Annotated in this window: 14 protein-coding genes; 4 read left to right on the forward strand and 10 right to left on the reverse strand. The window is 72.9% G+C overall.

The annotated features are described in order from the left end of the window. Nucleotides 1-87 precede the first annotated feature (87 nt). Entirely contained in the window at nucleotides 88-525 is a 438-nt protein-coding gene (arfB, locus tag ACFWFR_RS11105) for an alternative ribosome rescue aminoacyl-tRNA hydrolase ArfB (protein WP_377615516.1), read from the reverse strand. Nucleotides 526-690: 165 nt separating this feature from the next. Here arfB and ACFWFR_RS11110 point away from each other — a divergent pair, with 165 nt between their 5' ends. Continuing rightward, complete coding sequence (locus ACFWFR_RS11110) at nucleotides 691-1,497, forward strand: hypothetical protein (RefSeq protein WP_377623000.1); 807 nt, start codon at nucleotides 691-693, stop codon at nucleotides 1,495-1,497. 100 nt (nucleotides 1,498-1,597) lie between these two features. On the opposite strand, the gene ACFWFR_RS11115 is transcribed toward ACFWFR_RS11110, so the two are convergent. Both ACFWFR_RS11115 and ACFWFR_RS11120 read right to left on the reverse strand, forming a co-directional pair. Further along, the gene (locus ACFWFR_RS11115; protein ID WP_377615518.1) at nucleotides 1,598-2,236 is read right to left on the reverse strand and encodes an SRPBCC family protein; all 639 of its coding nucleotides are present in this window, start codon (nucleotides 2,234-2,236) and stop codon (nucleotides 1,598-1,600) included. 103 nt (nucleotides 2,237-2,339) lie between these two features. Then, complete coding sequence (locus ACFWFR_RS11120) at nucleotides 2,340-3,278, reverse strand: LacI family DNA-binding transcriptional regulator (protein ID WP_377623001.1); 939 nt, start codon at nucleotides 3,276-3,278, stop codon at nucleotides 2,340-2,342. 90 nt (nucleotides 3,279-3,368) lie between these two features. Between ACFWFR_RS11120 and ACFWFR_RS11125 the strand changes: the two genes are divergently transcribed. Further along, nucleotides 3,369-4,385 carry a zinc-binding dehydrogenase gene (locus ACFWFR_RS11125; protein ID WP_377615520.1) on the forward strand — a complete coding sequence of 339 codons (1,017 nt, stop codon included), beginning with the start codon at nucleotides 3,369-3,371 and terminating at the stop codon, nucleotides 4,383-4,385. Between the two features lie 16 nt (nucleotides 4,386-4,401). Here the strand turns inward: ACFWFR_RS11125 and ACFWFR_RS11130 are convergent, their stop codons facing one another. From ACFWFR_RS11130 to ACFWFR_RS11150, 5 genes are all read right to left on the reverse strand, one after another. After that, nucleotides 4,402-5,199 (reverse strand): class I SAM-dependent methyltransferase, encoded by a 798-nt coding sequence (locus ACFWFR_RS11130; protein ID WP_377623002.1) that lies wholly within the window; start codon nucleotides 5,197-5,199, stop codon nucleotides 4,402-4,404. A 69-nt stretch (nucleotides 5,200-5,268) separates the two neighbouring features. Further along, nucleotides 5,269-6,084: a hydrolase gene (locus ACFWFR_RS11135; RefSeq protein WP_377623003.1), complete on the reverse strand. Its 816-nt coding sequence runs from the start codon at nucleotides 6,082-6,084 to the stop codon at nucleotides 5,269-5,271. Between the two features lie 143 nt (nucleotides 6,085-6,227). Further along, nucleotides 6,228-7,628, reverse strand: a complete 1,401-nt coding sequence (locus tag ACFWFR_RS11140) for an MFS transporter (RefSeq protein WP_377623004.1) — start codon at nucleotides 7,626-7,628, stop codon at nucleotides 6,228-6,230. After that, nucleotides 7,625-8,617, reverse strand: coding sequence for a polysaccharide deacetylase family protein (locus tag ACFWFR_RS11145; RefSeq protein ID WP_377623005.1), 993 nt, complete (start codon nucleotides 8,615-8,617; stop codon nucleotides 7,625-7,627). The genes ACFWFR_RS11140 and ACFWFR_RS11145 overlap by 4 nt, the downstream gene beginning before the upstream one ends. Then, complete coding sequence (locus tag ACFWFR_RS11150; protein ID WP_377623006.1) at nucleotides 8,601-9,839, reverse strand: ROK family protein; 1,239 nt, start codon at nucleotides 9,837-9,839, stop codon at nucleotides 8,601-8,603. Before ACFWFR_RS11150 ends, ACFWFR_RS11145 begins: the two co-directional genes overlap by 17 nt. 346 nt (nucleotides 9,840-10,185) lie before the next feature. Between ACFWFR_RS11150 and ACFWFR_RS11155 the strand changes: the two genes are divergently transcribed. Further along, on the forward strand, nucleotides 10,186-10,920 hold the full coding sequence (locus ACFWFR_RS11155; RefSeq protein ID WP_377623007.1) for a DUF4097 family beta strand repeat-containing protein: 735 nt from the start codon (nucleotides 10,186-10,188) through the stop codon (nucleotides 10,918-10,920). 68 nt (nucleotides 10,921-10,988) lie between these two features. Here the strand turns inward: ACFWFR_RS11155 and ACFWFR_RS11160 are convergent, their stop codons facing one another. Continuing rightward, nucleotides 10,989-11,510, reverse strand: coding sequence for a hemerythrin domain-containing protein (locus ACFWFR_RS11160; protein WP_377623008.1), 522 nt, complete (start codon nucleotides 11,508-11,510; stop codon nucleotides 10,989-10,991). 190 nt (nucleotides 11,511-11,700) lie between these two features. Further along, nucleotides 11,701-12,333: a uridine kinase gene (locus ACFWFR_RS11165; protein WP_377623009.1), complete on the reverse strand. Its 633-nt coding sequence runs from the start codon at nucleotides 12,331-12,333 to the stop codon at nucleotides 11,701-11,703. A gap of 232 nt (nucleotides 12,334-12,565) precedes the next feature. Here ACFWFR_RS11165 and ACFWFR_RS11170 point away from each other — a divergent pair, with 232 nt between their 5' ends. Continuing rightward, nucleotides 12,566-13,960 carry a histidine-type phosphatase gene (locus ACFWFR_RS11170; RefSeq protein WP_377623010.1) on the forward strand — a complete coding sequence of 465 codons (1,395 nt, stop codon included), beginning with the start codon at nucleotides 12,566-12,568 and terminating at the stop codon, nucleotides 13,958-13,960. The last annotated feature ends 96 nt before the right edge of the window (nucleotides 13,961-14,056 follow it).

Below are 14,056 nucleotides of genomic sequence, written 5' to 3' on the forward strand. Positions count from 1 at the left end.
CCTCCCCGGCCGCGCACCGCCGTCGTGCTGTCCCGTGACTCGCGCGCGTGAGCTCGCCGTTCGGGGTGCGTGGCGCCGTCGGGCCCGTCAGTCCGTGGGGCGGCGACGCATCTGCTTGGTCGTGGTGCGCTGCTTCTTCGCCGTGAGGCGTCGCTCTTGCGAGCCGCGCGTGGGACGCGTCGCCCGCCGCTGGCGCGCGGGCGGGGCGAGGCCCTCGGCGACGAGCGCCGCGAGACGGGTGCGTGCGGCCGCACGGTTGCGGAGCTGTTCGCGGTGCTCGGACGCCACCACGGTGAGGACGCCCCCGACGAGCCGCTTGTCCAGGCGCTCGAGCAGACGCGCGCGCTGGGAATCGCTCAGGACGACCGATGCGGCGACGTCCCACGAGAGCTCGACCCGCGAGTCCGTGGTGTTGACTCCCTGTCCCCCCGGGCCCGAGGCACGCGAGAAGCGCCAGGCGAGCTCGCCCTCGGGGATCGTCAGGGCAGGGCTCACGGCGAGACCTCGGTGCGGGGTGGTGGACACGAGACCATCATCCCGGCTCGGGCGGTCCGGTCCACAGCGGACAGGAAGGGCCGGCCGCCTCGACCGCCCCTTCCGAGCGCAACTTCCTGGACGCGTGTGCCAGCCCTACGATGTGGCCCGGGTGCCACCGTCGGCCCCCACCCAGCACAAGCTAGGAGCACCATCGTGCATCTGTCCCGCGGCCTCGCCGCACTCTCGCTCGCGTCGGTCATGACCCTCACCCTCGGCGCGTGCTCGGGCGACACGGAGCCCGTCGCCAGCCCGTCCGCGAGCACCCCCGCGTCCACCCCGGACCCCACGCCGACCGAGGAGGTGTCGAACGAGCTCACGACCGAGAACGTGGTCGAACGCCTCACGGCCGCGCACCGCGCTGCGGGCAGCGTGTCGCTGTCGACGGCGGTCACGATGGACGACCTCCTGGTCGGGCTCACCGCCGACGTCGCCTTCCTCGACGGTGCGCAGGACGTCCGGCTCGTGTACGACGTGCCGGACACCATCCAGATCGACGTCCGTCGGGTCGCCGCCACCTACTACGTGGGCGCGGGCGAGGCGAGCGGCAACCTGTTCAACACGATCGACATCGCCGACCCTGCGAGCGAGACCGCTCCCCTGGGACTGATCGCCGCCGCGCTCGACCCCACGCAGAGCCTCGTCTCGCTCGCGCCCGGGATCACCGGCCTCGAGAAGAGCGGTGACCCCGTGGTCGTCGACGGTGTCGAGACCCAGCCCTACGCCCTCACCGTGGACGTCACGAAGCTCGACACGGCCGCCCAGGAGATCATCGTCGGCGACGACGGCGTCCTGCCCACGACCATGACCGTCCAGCTCTGGGTCGGTGCGGACGACCTGATGCGCAAGCACGTCACGATCGTCGGTGCGCAGAACCTGGAGATCGCCTACACGGCCTGGGGAACGGCTCCTGCGGTGGTCGCGCCGGCCCCCGAGCAGGTGTCGGCAGAGCAGGTCTTCTGATCCGTCGTCCCCTCGCCCTCGCCGGTCGGCCGGGGCGAGGGGACGCACGACGCGAGCGCCGTCGTCGCGCAGGGCATCCCGCCCGACGGCGCCGCTCGCCTCAGGCGCTCGCCGCGCCCACGCGCCCCTCGGCACGGTCACGGATCCCGCGCAGCATGCGGGCGCTCATGACGAAGCTCACGGGCTGGACCGGTTCGACGATCGCGCCCGCCCACCAGCGCGTGTAGCCGTAGCGCTCGCGCACGACCAGGCGCGTGCCGCCGCCCGGTCCCGGGCGCAGCACGAAGGACCAGCTGAAGTCGTACGGCGGGGCGGACGCGCCGACCGGGACGGCACCGCGCAAGACCAGGTGATGCTCGGGGACCATCGCGGCGACGCGCAGCCCGAGGTCGGGGTGCAGCCGGACGTCGTCCCCCACCGCGAGGCGCTGCCACTGCGGGTCGATCCGGTCGGCGTTCTGGATGTCGCAGCCGACGAGGTTCTCGAGCCACTCGTAGCTGTAGAAGCCACCCCGGCCCTGACCGAGCTGGACGAGCCAGCGCCACACCTCGCGCGGTGGTGCGTCGATGCTGACCGCCCGGGTCGCGACGACCTCGGCCTGCGGGACGATCTCGTCGCCCGGGAGCACGTCGGACGGTTCGCCGTCCCTCGTCCCCCAGGTCATGGTCAGACGCCGGGTCAGGAGCAGGGCCCCGAGCACGGCCGCTGTCGCGACCGTCCTTCTGACGAGCGGTCTCATGGCGTCCTCCTCCGGTGCGGGACCTCGATCTGTCTCGATCGTCCCATCTCCGGGCGCTACCGTGGGAGCTTGTGACGAATTGCACAAGGGTGAGCGTGGAGGGCTAGGCCGACTCCCGCCGCACGATCACGGAGGGCGCGGGAGGCTCCGTGTGCGGCTCGCGCCCGAGCACGGCGCGGGCGGCACGACGACCGTGGGCCTCGGCGTCGATGCGTACCGTGGTGAGGGTCGGACGCCAGAGGGCACCGTGACGGCCCTCGTCGAACCCGATGACGGCCATGTCCTCCGGAACCCGGACCCCCAGGTCGGCGAGCGAACCGAGCACGACGAGCGCGATGTCGTCGCTGAACGCGGCGATCGCCGTCACCCCGGGATGGTGGCGACGCAAGGCGGCCAGCTCGCCTGGCGCCTCGGCCCTGCCGGCGAGCCACACCTCGGCCGGCGCGGGCAGCCCCGACGAGGCCGCAGCCTCACGGGCGTGCTCGAGGCGGATCTGCACGAAGCGCGCATCGACGCCGACGCCGGGAAGCGCGAGGGCGATCTCGCGGTGGCCCTGCGCGGCGAGATGACGGATCTGGGCGAGGCCGTGCGCAGCGAGCCCGGTGGACCATCCGCCTTCCCAGCCGGTGTCGTCACCCCCGTAGTACAGCGCGCCGAGGTCGAGGACGGCTCGGGGGGACACCGCGTCGACGATCTCGGCAGGCAGGGCCGCACCGTCGCGACGATGCGTCACGAGCAGGGTGTGATCGAGAGATCGGAGCTCGTCGTCGAGGCCGATGACGAAGCTCTCGAGACTGTGGCCCGACGGCAGACCCGCGACGTTGAGGAGCACCGTCCGCGTCGCGCCCTCCCTCAGGGCGCGCGCGATGCGGTGGGGGGTGTAGCCGAGCTGTCGCGCCGCGGCGCGGACCTTGTCCTGGGTCTCCGGCGAGATGGTCTGCCCAGGGGTCTCGTTGAGCACGAAGCTCACGGTCGCGGGCGACACGCCGCTCGCTCGGGCGACGTCCTTCAGGGTCGCTCGTGCTCGGCTCGCTCCTGGCATGAGGCCAAGCGTAGCTTGAACTAACTCGATTTAGTGGTTAGCGTGCGAAGAGGCTCGCGAGAGCACAACGAAAGCACCGAGGAGATCGTCATGAAGTCCGTCCACGTCACAGGTCCCGACACCGCCGACTGGGTAGAGGTCGAGAAGCCGGTCGCCGGCCCCCGCGACGTCCTGCTGAGGATCAGGGCGTGCGGCATCTGCGGATCCGACGCGTTCTACACGCACGTCGGAGGGATCCCGCCCCGTCAGGGCGCGACGCCGCTCGGGCACGAACCGGCGGCCGAGGTCGCCGAGATCGGCGCCGAGGTGACCGGGATCGAGGTCGGCGACCACGTGGTGATCGACACGACCGCCTTCGTGGACGGGCTGCTGGGATCCGGGGGCGAGCAAGGAGCACTCTCCGAGTACGTCGTCGTGAAGGAGTTCGCACCGGGCAAGCAGCTCAAGGTCGTCCCGAAGCACGTCCCGTGGCACGTCGCTGCCCTGAACGAGCCCATGGCCGTCGCCTACCACGCCGTCAACCAGACGCAGCCGCAGCCCGGGGACAAGGTCGTCATCTTCGGCGCCGGACCGATCGGCCTCGGTGCGCTGCTCGGCTACCGACGCCGCGGGGCGAGCCACGTCGTCGTGGTCGACATCGTCCCCTCACGCCTGGAGAAGGCGCTCCAGATCGGCGCCGACGCGGTCATCAACTCGGCCGAGGAAGACGTCGCCGCGCGCCTGGTGGAGCTCCACGGCGACGGCGCGAGCGGGCTCGTCCGAGGCGTCCGTGCCGGGACCGACATCTTCCTGGACGCAGCCGGCGTCCCCTCGGTCGTGCAGACGATCGTCGGGCTCGTCAAGCAGGGCGCGACGCTCGGGATCGTCGCGGTGCACAAGAAGCCGGTCGAGCTCGACTTCCCGAGCCTGCTGGCGACCGAGCTCACCATCGTCTGGTCTGTCGCCTACCCGACGGAGATCTTCGAGGTGACCGACGACATCGTCGAGAACTGGGAGAAGTACGCACTCATCGTCAGCGACACGCTCCCGTTCGAGGACGCGCTCGACGCACTCGAGCTCGCGAGGACTCCGGGAGCGGCCGACAAGGTGGTCGTCACCTTCGACTGAACGCGAGCGGGCCTGCTCAGACCACCCGGCCGAACGCGAGGAAGTGGGGGCTCGCGGAGATCATGGCCGGGTCGGTCTCGAGCAGGCGGGCCGCCCGGATCGCGGACCCGAGCAGCGGCTCGGCCCGGTCGAGCGGCAGGTTGTCGAGCGCGGGCGCACTGGGCCCCTCGACCCCGTAGACCGTGACCTCCCCGAGGCCCGCCTCCGCGAGCTCTCCCGCGAGCTCCTCGGGATGGTGGAAGTACGCGGTCGTGAAACTCGAGCGCGGGTCGTGCAGGCCGGTCTCGAGGGCCCTGCGCAGCGAGGGCTCGTTCTCGGCGGAGACCTCCCCCAGGGCCGCGAGCTCGAGCAGGCCCGCGTAGCGGCTGATGGCCGCCGCGACCACGAGGCCCCCGGGCCGCGCGACGCGCGCCGCCTCCCGCAGCGCGAGCACCCGGTCGGGGCCCTCGGTCAGGTGGTAGAGCGGCCCGAGGACGAGCACCACGTCGGCCGACGCGTCGTCGAAGGGCAGGGCCCGCGCGTCGCCGACCTGCGCCCGGACACCCGGGATCTCGCCCGCCTGGGCCACGTGCGAGGGCACGGGGTCGATCAGGTCGACCGTGTGGCCGGCCTCGACCAACCAGCGCGCGTGCACGCCCGTGGCCCCACCGACGTCGACGACGCGCGCCGGGGCCACCGGGAGGAACCGCTCGAGGAGCTCGCGCGTGCGCAGCAGCTCGAGGCGACCGTGGGCCGTGCGGTGGAGCCGCGCGTCCTCCTGGTAGCGGTCGGAGTAGAAGTCGAGGATCGCGGGGTCCAGCGCGGGGTGGCTCACGCGGTCATCCTCGCGGGGGGCACCGGCCCTGTCCAGGGTCCCCGGTCCCGTCGGCACGCACCGGCCCCATCACGTGAGGTGGTCGAAGTCCCCGCGCACCCAGGCCGCGTGCCGGTCGGCCGAGCGGCGCACGACCGCGCGCGCATCGACCGGGATCACGCCCTCGAAGTTGTTGTAGAGGCGGTCGAACGCGAAGCGCTCGACGTGGGTCGCGACCCTGTCCACGACGGCCCCCGACAACGGGATCCGGTTGGGGTAGCTGCGCATGAAGCTCACCGACGTCCGGTCGGGGTTGGCGAAGATCGTGTCCCCGCTGAGCAGGACCCCGCGCCCCTCGGCTCCCGCGGCCCAGTGGACGACCGCGCTGCCGGGGAAGTGACCACCCGGCTGGCTCAGGGTCACGCCGGGCAGGACCTCGCGGTCCCCCGACCAGGTCTCGATCACCGGGTCGGGGCGGGCGACCCACCCTGCGTCGGCCTCCGCGACGAGGACCGGCACGCCCCCGAGGGCCCGGCTCCACTCGACCTGGACGCCGAACATGTGCGGGTGGCTCGCGACGACCGCCACGACGTCGCCCAGCTCGCGGACCCGTCGCACGGCCTCGTCGTCGAGGTACCCGACCGGGTCCCACAGCAGCATCCCGGCCGGGGTCCGCACGATCTTGGACTCCTGCCCGATCCCCACGCCCGGGTGCCCCGCGAGCGCGAACAGGTCGGGCTCGAGCTCGGTCACCGCGACCTCGTGGCCCTCGGCCGCGAGCTCGTCGAGCGTCGTCCACGCCTGGCCGGCCGCGGGCACCCACTGGCGCTCGTCAGCACAGATCGCGCACACCTCGGGCCGTTCGGCGTGCTCCACGGCGCACGTCCGGCAGATCCACCACGTCATCGGGGTCGTCCTCTCCGTCGTCGGTCCAGCAGGTTGCCGGAGCGAGCGAGACCCATGAGACACCCGGCCACCGACACGGGCAAGGCAGGTCGCCGGAGCCGCCCGGGTCGTGGCCCGGGCGGCTCCGACAGGGCCTCACGGGTTCAGCGGCTCAGCACCTCGGCATCTCGCGGCTCGTCGCCGTCGGCCGCCGTGCCCCCGGCCGGCGGCACGTCCTGCCCGCGCAGCGGGTACGCCCAGAAGCAGAGCCACGCGAGCCCCGCCACGACGAACGGCACGCCGCCCATGAGCACGCGGATGCCGGTCGACACGGTCTCGGGCTGGGCGGCGACCGACAGGTCGGCGTCGTATCCGGACGTCGTGAGGACCACCGCGATCACCACGGCCTGGACGATGACCGACCCGCGCACCACGAACCCGTTGACCCCGAAGTACATGCCCTCGCGGCGCAGCCCGGTGCGCCGCTCGTCGTCGTCGATCACCTGGCCCAGCGCGACCTCGAGGAGCTGCATCATCCCCGCGACCCCGATGCCCACGAGACCCGCGACGACCATCGCCCCCGGCAGCGACCCCGGGACCATGAAGAGCCCCACGGCCACGCCGTACGCGGCGACCGACCACAGCAGCGCGCTGCGGGGCCCGACCTTGCGCACGACCCACGACCAGCCGACGATCGCCGGGATCGCGACCACGAAGATGGGCGCGAGCACGAGCGTCGCGTCGGCCTCCGCCCCGCCGAGCACGTACCGCACGTAGAACGGCACCGAGGCCAGCAGGATCGCGGTCGTCGACTGCAGCAGCAGCGACCCCAGGACGTAGGTCACGAACGCCCGGTTCGCGAACGTGTACCGGAGCTGGTCCTTGAGGGGCAGCGCGGCCTCGCGGGCCTTGACCGCGGCCTCGTCGACGGGACGCTCGATCATCCCGACGAGCGACCACAGGTAGAACCCGAGGCACAGGGCGCCGAGCACGAGCGCCATGCCGACCCACCCGAGCGCCGACCCGTAGAGCAGCGGCGCGGCCGCGGTCCCCAGGATCATCCCGACCAGACCGAAGATCTGGCGGGGCGTGTTGCCCCGGGCGCGCTCCGCCGTCGTGCGGAAGATCTCCGGGAACAGCGCCGACGTGTTGAGGACGACCACGACGTACGCGACGTCGTACACCGCGACCACGACGAGGAACCAGACCAGCAGGCCCTGGGCGCTCAGGTCGGGTGGCATCCACACGAGCGAGAACGCCGCGACGAGCGGGATGATCCCCAGGCCGATCCACGGGACGCGGCGGCCCCAGCGCGTGCGGTGACGGTCGGAGGCCGCCCCGACGAGCGGGTTGAGGACCGCGTTGAGGATGCCGTGCGCGACCATCGCGCCCGCGACCCAGCCCGCGGGGAGCTTGAGGTGGTCCACGTAGAAGAACACGACGAACGCGGAGAACGTCTGCGCCATGAGGTTCGCGGGGAACGCCGAGGCACCGTAGGCGAGGGTCTGGGCGCGCGTGGGCAACCCGGTCAGACGGCGGTCGCGCAGCGTGGTCAGGGCGCTCATCGCGCACCCCCGACGACGTCGCCCACCTGTGCGGCCGGCGCGCCCGCGACGTCGCGCACCCGGGGCGGGAGCCCACGTTGCACGTCACGCAGGTCGCGCCAGCCGACGCGCACGATCCCCTCCTCGGCGAGCACCTCCGCGACGTCGGGGTCGACCAGGAGCCGGCGCTCGAACCCGCGCTTGGCGACCGCGAAGTCCGCGACGTCGCCCAGCTCGTCGTCGTCGAGCATGGGGTGCAGGAAGAACTCGGTGACCCCGGGCTCGGTCGCGCGCACCAGGTCGAGGAACGCGGCCTTCATCGAGGCGTAGTCCTCCTCCTCCGCGGTGCCCTCACCCAGCAGCTCGAACGGGTGCGTCAGCAGGTGGTCGAGGATCACGACCCCCGCGGCGTCGGCCGCGGCCGTGGCCTGGTCGAGCACCTCCTGGTAGGCGTCGGGCATGCCCATGCCGCCGATCGTGCGCGGGAGACGGAACGGCAACCCGTGGCGCGCAGCGAGCTCGAAGACCTGCGGCAGGAACGTGCGCCCTGTCTCCACGCCGTAGACCGACCCCATGTGGTTGTCGAGGTGCGTGACGTCCATGCCCGCGGCGAGCGCCGCGTCGAGCTGCGCGGCGAGCTCGGCCGCGACGTCCGCGTCGCTCGCCTGCTCCTCGACCGTCCGGCAGTCGACCGGGAAGTACCCGGCCGCGTCCACGAGCGTGGTCCTGACACCCGTCAGGGGGCGCCAGCGGTAGCTCGTCCACTCGCTCGTGAGCACCAGGTGGACGCCGAGGTCCAGGTCGGTGCGGCTCGCCGCGAACGCGAGCGCCTCGGGGGCCCACGGGCACGGCACCATGAGGGTCGTCGAGTCCAGGTGGCCGTCGACGAGGAGCTCGGTGATCGCGCGGTTCGCGGCCCGGCACATCCCGAAGTCGTCGGCGTTGAGGATGAGCGCCCGCGAGCCCGGCGGGAGGCCGAGCCGGGCGACGAGGTCAGAAGGTGCGGGCATCGTCGGGTTCCTGGGAGGTGGGGTCGGTGTCGGGGTGCGCGGCGTCGTCGGGCACGTCGCCCGACTCGGCCGCGTGGCGGACCGCGGCCGAGAAGGCCTGGTCGCGGAGCGTGTCCCGGGCGAGGGCGGCCGCGCCGAGCAGGACCGCGTCGGCCGCGACCGTGCTGGGCTCGACGACGATCGGCAGGATGCCGACCCTGTCCGCGAGGTACGCCTGGACGCGCCGCAGGACCGCTTCCTCGGCGGCCACGCCCGCGAGGAAGATCTTCTGCGGCTCGAGCAGGAGCGAGATCGAGGCGATCAGCACGGCGAGGCGTCCCGAGAGCTCCTCGACGACCGCGACCGCGCGCTCGTCGCCGCACGCCGCGAGGTCGAGGACCTCGTGCGGTGCCAGGTCGGCGGGCAGGCCCGCGTCCCGCGCGGACGTCGCGAGCGACGCGGCGCCGATGCTCTCCGCGCCGAGCGCGCGGCCTGGTTGAGGCATGAACGCGACCTCGCCGGCACCGCCGGACGCGCCGCGGTAGAGCTTGCCGTCGATGACGATCCCGGCGCCGACCCCGATCCCGAGGCGCAGCAGGACGAACGAGCTCAGCTCCTTGCCCGCCCCCGAGCGCTGCTCGGCGATCGCGGCGAGGTTGACGTCGTTCTCGAGCAGGACGGGGCAGCCGAGGCCGTCCTCGAGGGCGGCGTGCAGCGAGGGTCCACCCTTCTCGAGGCCGGGGACGCGGCGCACCATGGCGTGGTCGAGGTCCACGATCGCGGGGAGCCCGACGACGGCGCACCGGATCGCGACGGACGCGGTCCCCGCGTCGTGGCTCACCGCGGCGACGCAGTGGGCGGCGAGCTTCTCGACGACGTTCGCGCGGGCCGCCGGGTCCTTGGCCGAGAGCGGCTGCTCGGCGCGGGCACGCACCCGTCCGACGAGGTCGATCAGCGCGACCCGGACGCGGACGTGGCCGATGTCGACCGCGAGCGCGTACCCGTGCTCCGGGTCGACCCGGTAGAGCGTGGCCGCCGGGCCGCGGCGCTCGTGGTCGAGGCCCGCCTCCTCGACGACGCCCTGCTCGACGAACGTGCGCAGCGTGTGGGCCACGGTGGTCTTGGACAGGCCCGTGGCTGCGACGATCTCGGGTCTGCCGAGCGTGTCGTGGGCGTCGAGCACATCGAGGACGGCCCGGGCGTTGATCTCCCGGAGCAGTCGTTGGTCTCCTGCAAGAAGCATGTCTACCGCTCTCCGTTGACGGTCGTTCCCCTGGGACATGAGTAGGTCGGAAGGTTACCTACCGAGCGAGAGTACATCGGGGGTGTTTCGGGCGCGCGTCGAGCCGGGACGGTCGTCCCAGTACAGCCGCCGACCCGGGCGCTCCGACCGTCTCGCCCGGTTTTCCGCGGCTCTCGGGGTGAACCCCGAGCCGGAGATGGGGGGAATGCCCGATGTCCTCGATGCGCCCGGCGGCCTAGCCTCGATCCTGGTGGGCCCCGCTGGGGGGTGGGGCCCACCGAGCAGATCTCCCGCCGGCGGGCAGCCGGCCTCCGACCGACACGACGCTCGACGACAGGGGCACGACATGCAGGCCACTCACCGACGACTCGCCACGGCAGGGCTCGTCGCCGTCGCGGCCCTCGCCCTCGGGGCGTGCGGGTTCGGACCCCGCTCGTCGGCCACCGACACCTACACCGAGGACGCAGGGATCACGGCGGTCCGCATCGACCTCGAGGCGGGGTCGGTCACGCTCCGTGGCTCCGACCCCGCGACCGACCTGTCGATCGAACGCACCGTCGACTTCGTGGGCGAGTACCCCGCGCACGACACGCACCGCGTCGAGGACGGCGTCCTGGTGCTCGCGGGCTGCGGGCGGCACTGCTCGGCGAGCTACACCGTGGACCTGCCCGCGGGGCTGCCCGTCACGGGCGAGACGTCGCACGGGAGCATCGACCTGGACCGGACCGGTGCGGTCGACGTCCGGACGAGCAACGGGTCCGTCACGCTCGCCGGGATCGACGCCAAGGTCCTCGCGCGGACCTCGAACGGGAAGATCAGCGGGACCGGGCTGGGCGGCACCGAGGGCGTCGACGTCGAGACGTCCAACGGGTCGATCGAGCTCACGCTCTCGACCCCGCAGGACGTGAGCGCGACGACCGACAACGGCACGGTGCACCTCACGGTCCCCGAGGGGAGCTACCGGGTCAGCGCGACGACGGACCTGGGCGGCACCGACGTCTCCGTGCCGGACGACCCCGACGGCGAGCACCACCTCGTCGCGGGGTCGTCGAACGGGCGCGTCACGGTCGCCCAGGGCTGAGGCCCCGGGCCGGGTGAGGCCCCGGGGTAGACCGGGCCGGCCCGGGTCGGCCCGGGGACTGCCACCGTTCAGAGCGGACCCAGGACCTCGCGCACGTCCGCGTCGAGGACCAGGGTGTCGAGCACCGCCAGGAGCATGCGTTCCTCGTACCGGAAGTGGGACTCCATGATCGCGGCGACCCCCTCGAGGTGACGCTCGAGCTCGACCGGCGTCGCCGCCTGGTCGACCGCCGCCGTCAGACCGCCCAGCAGGTGCGCGATCATCGAGTGGTCCTGCCTCAGGTTCCGCAGCGTCCCGACCAGCTCGGGGTGCGCGGCCGCGATCGCGGGGAACAGCTCGCGGTCCTCGCCCTCGTGGTGCCCCGTCAGCGCGGTGCAGAAGCCGTGGCAGAACAGCAGCAGGTCACGCGTCGCGGGTTCGGCGGGCTCGCCGTCCTCGAGCGCGGCACGGGTCACGCGCAGCGCCTCGCGCAGCCGCTCGTGCACGCCCCGCAGCTCGCGGCTCCAGGCGACGAGCCGGGGTGTCTCGAGGAGACCGGTCTCGACGGTCTCCGGCGGCTCGGCGAGGTGGTGCTTGTCGCCCTCAGTCACGTGAGGGCGAAGGGGTCGACGTGGTCATCGTCGGGCTCCTTCGTGTCCGGCGCCTCCATGCCTGACACGGTCTGCCACCGGCACGCGACGCTGCGCAGACCCTACCGGACGCTCGCGCGCGGGGTGCGTGACGCCGTCGGGCCGTGCGAGGTTCCTGCCCGACGGCGCGGCTCCCCCTCCGCAGGACGGCTCACGCCCGCGTGACCCACGCGGGGCGGCGCGCGTCGTCGACGCGCACGACCACGTCCGCGACCCGCTCGGGCGCCGTCTCCGCCCGGTACCGCGCGTACGCGGGAAGCGTCCAGGCGTCCGCGGGCGGCGTGCGTCGCGCGACCGTCGCGTCCTGGAGCGCGAGGTGGACGGTCACGTCGACGTCGAGCCCGCGCCCGACCGACAGCGAACCGTCGAGCAGCACGACCAGTCCCGGGGGCGCCTCGACGTAGTCGGCGCGCGTCGAGCGCGACGTCACGGGGTCGCGCAGGCTCGGCAGGTAGCGCCCCTCCCCAGCAGGCCCGACGGCGGACAGCACCTCCCGGTTCAGCGCACCGACGTCGATCCACTCGTCGAGCAGGGAGTCCGGGTCCTCGTGCCCGTGCTCGAGCCGCACCGACGCAGGCCGGAGGAAGTCGCGGACGGCGACGCGCGCCGTCGGGCGGCCCGCGACGCGCAAGGGTTCGACGAGCTGGTCGGCGAGCGCCTCCGGGTGCGTCGAGGGGTGCCCGTCGACCAGGACACGCACCGCGCCCGCTTCGCGCGGCCGCTCCGCGACGAGCGCGGCGACCCGGGCGACGAGGACCTCGGGACTGACCGGCTCGACGCGCATCGGGTCAGGATGTCACGGCGTCGCGAGCAGCCCGAGGACCCGGCGGACGGACAGCCGGCCGGCGACGGCGATCTGGTCCGGGGAGGCGCGGTCGTCCGCCGTTCATCTGCACCCCCTGCGGTTCATCTGCGCCGCCCCGGTCGTTCATGGGAGCCACCTACCGTCCGTCGACGTGACACCACGAACCAGCACCTCAGCACTTTCTCGCGCGGCTCTCGCCGTGCCCTCGGCCATGGCGATCGCTCTCACCCTGGGCCTCTCGGGGTGCGCCGCGGCCGACTCCGACGGCTCGGCAGGCGCCGCGAGCACCCCCACGACCTCGGCCGACCCCGACACGATCCTGCCCGGCCTCGGCTCCAAGAGCCCCTACCCCGTCCCCGGCGACGTCATGCTGTCCTCGCCGCCCGCCGGCTACGGGGCGGTCCTCACGCAGTCGATCGCCCGCCACGGGTCGCGCGCCCTGTCGTCCAAGAAGTACGACGACCTCAGCCTGCAGGTGTGGGAGGCCGCCGAGGAGAGCGACAGCCTCACCGCCCTGGGCACCGAGCTGCACGACGCGCTCACCGAGCTCGTCGAGGCGAACGAGACGGTGGGCTACGGCAACCTGAGCGCCCGGGGGATCCGCGAGCAGCAGGACCTCGGCGCGCGCACCGTCACGAGGCTCCCGTCGCTCTTCGACCGCATCGTCGACGAGCAGGGCTCGATCTCGGTCTCGTCCTCGGGCAAGGAGCGCGCCACGGACAGCGCGCTCAACTTCGTCGAAGGTCTGACGGCGCAGAACCCGACGGCGGGAGGGATGGTCGGTGAGGTCGAGATCGACACGGCGACGCTCTACTTCCACGACACCGACGCCGCGTACCTCGAGTTCGAGGACACCGACCCGCGCCTCGACGTCGTGGCGGACGAGCTCGACGAGCTCCCGGAGACCAAGGAGGTCTCGCGCCGGATGCTCGAGCGCCTGTACTCCCCCGCGTTCGTGGACCGCCTCGAGGACGGCGACTTCTCCTTCACCGACCGGGGCAAGGGTGAGACCCAGGTCGAGGACGAGGTCGACGCCGCCGACATGCTCTACAACGCCTACATCATCACCTCGGGCATGGGGGACGAGATCTCGACCGACTGGAGCCGCTTCGTCACGGCCGAGGACGCCGAGTGGTTCACCTACCTCAACGACGCCGCGGACTTCTACGAGAAGGGCCCGGGCTTCGAGGGCGAGGACGTGACGTACCGGATGGCGGACGTCCTGCTGGACGACTTCCTGACGACGCTCACGGACGGGGCCGCACAGGGATCCCCTGGTGCCGTCTTCCGGTTCGCGCACGCCGAGGAGATCATCCCGTTCGCTGCGCTCCTGCGGCTCCCGGGCAGCGAGGTCAAGCAGGCAGAGGGAGACCTCTTCACCTACGACACCAACCCGTGGCGTGGAGAAGAGGTCACCCCCATGGCGGCGAACGTCCAGTGGGACACGTTCGCCGACGCGTCCGGGCAGACCGTCACCCGCGTGCTCTACAACGAGCACGAGGTGACGCTCGCCGAACCCTGCGTACCGGTCGCCGAAGGGTCACCGTTCTACACGACGGACGAGCTGGTGCGCTGCCTGCCGGAGATCGCCCCCGCGGTCGGCTGATCGCCGGGGACTCCGGGATCGATCGCGTCCCGCCGACGAGGCGGACCCCCAGCGTCCGGGAACGCACGAGGCCCCGTCCACAGGACTGTGGACGGG

The sequence above is a fragment of the Oerskovia sp. NPDC060287 genome (genome assembly GCF_042726775.1).
Classification (GTDB): Bacteria; Actinomycetota; Actinomycetes; order Actinomycetales; family Cellulomonadaceae; genus Oerskovia; species Oerskovia merdavium.

What these genes read in the sequence shown, in the direction of transcription:
- ACFWFR_RS11115 (WP_377615518.1), bottom strand. Translation starts at nt 2,236, where the DNA reads ATGAGACCGCTCGTCAGAAGGACGGTCGCGACAGCGGCCGTGCTCGGG.
- ACFWFR_RS11120 (WP_377623001.1), bottom strand. Translation starts at nt 3,278, where the DNA reads ATGCCAGGAGCGAGCCGAGCACGAGCGACCCTGAAGGACGTCGCCCGA.
- ACFWFR_RS11125 (WP_377615520.1), top strand. Translation starts at nt 3,369, where the DNA reads ATGAAGTCCGTCCACGTCACAGGTCCCGACACCGCCGACTGGGTAGAG.
- ACFWFR_RS11135 (WP_377623003.1), bottom strand. Translation starts at nt 6,084, where the DNA reads ATGACGTGGTGGATCTGCCGGACGTGCGCCGTGGAGCACGCCGAACGG.
- ACFWFR_RS11140 (WP_377623004.1), bottom strand. Translation starts at nt 7,628, where the DNA reads ATGAGCGCCCTGACCACGCTGCGCGACCGCCGTCTGACCGGGTTGCCC.
- ACFWFR_RS11145 (WP_377623005.1), bottom strand. Translation starts at nt 8,617, where the DNA reads ATGCCCGCACCTTCTGACCTCGTCGCCCGGCTCGGCCTCCCGCCGGGC.
- ACFWFR_RS11150 (WP_377623006.1), bottom strand. Translation starts at nt 9,839, where the DNA reads ATGCTTCTTGCAGGAGACCAACGACTGCTCCGGGAGATCAACGCCCGG.
- ACFWFR_RS11155 (WP_377623007.1), top strand. Translation starts at nt 10,186, where the DNA reads ATGCAGGCCACTCACCGACGACTCGCCACGGCAGGGCTCGTCGCCGTC.
- ACFWFR_RS11165 (WP_377623009.1), bottom strand. Translation starts at nt 12,333, where the DNA reads ATGCGCGTCGAGCCGGTCAGTCCCGAGGTCCTCGTCGCCCGGGTCGCC.
- ACFWFR_RS11170 (WP_377623010.1), top strand. Translation starts at nt 12,566, where the DNA reads ATGGCGATCGCTCTCACCCTGGGCCTCTCGGGGTGCGCCGCGGCCGAC.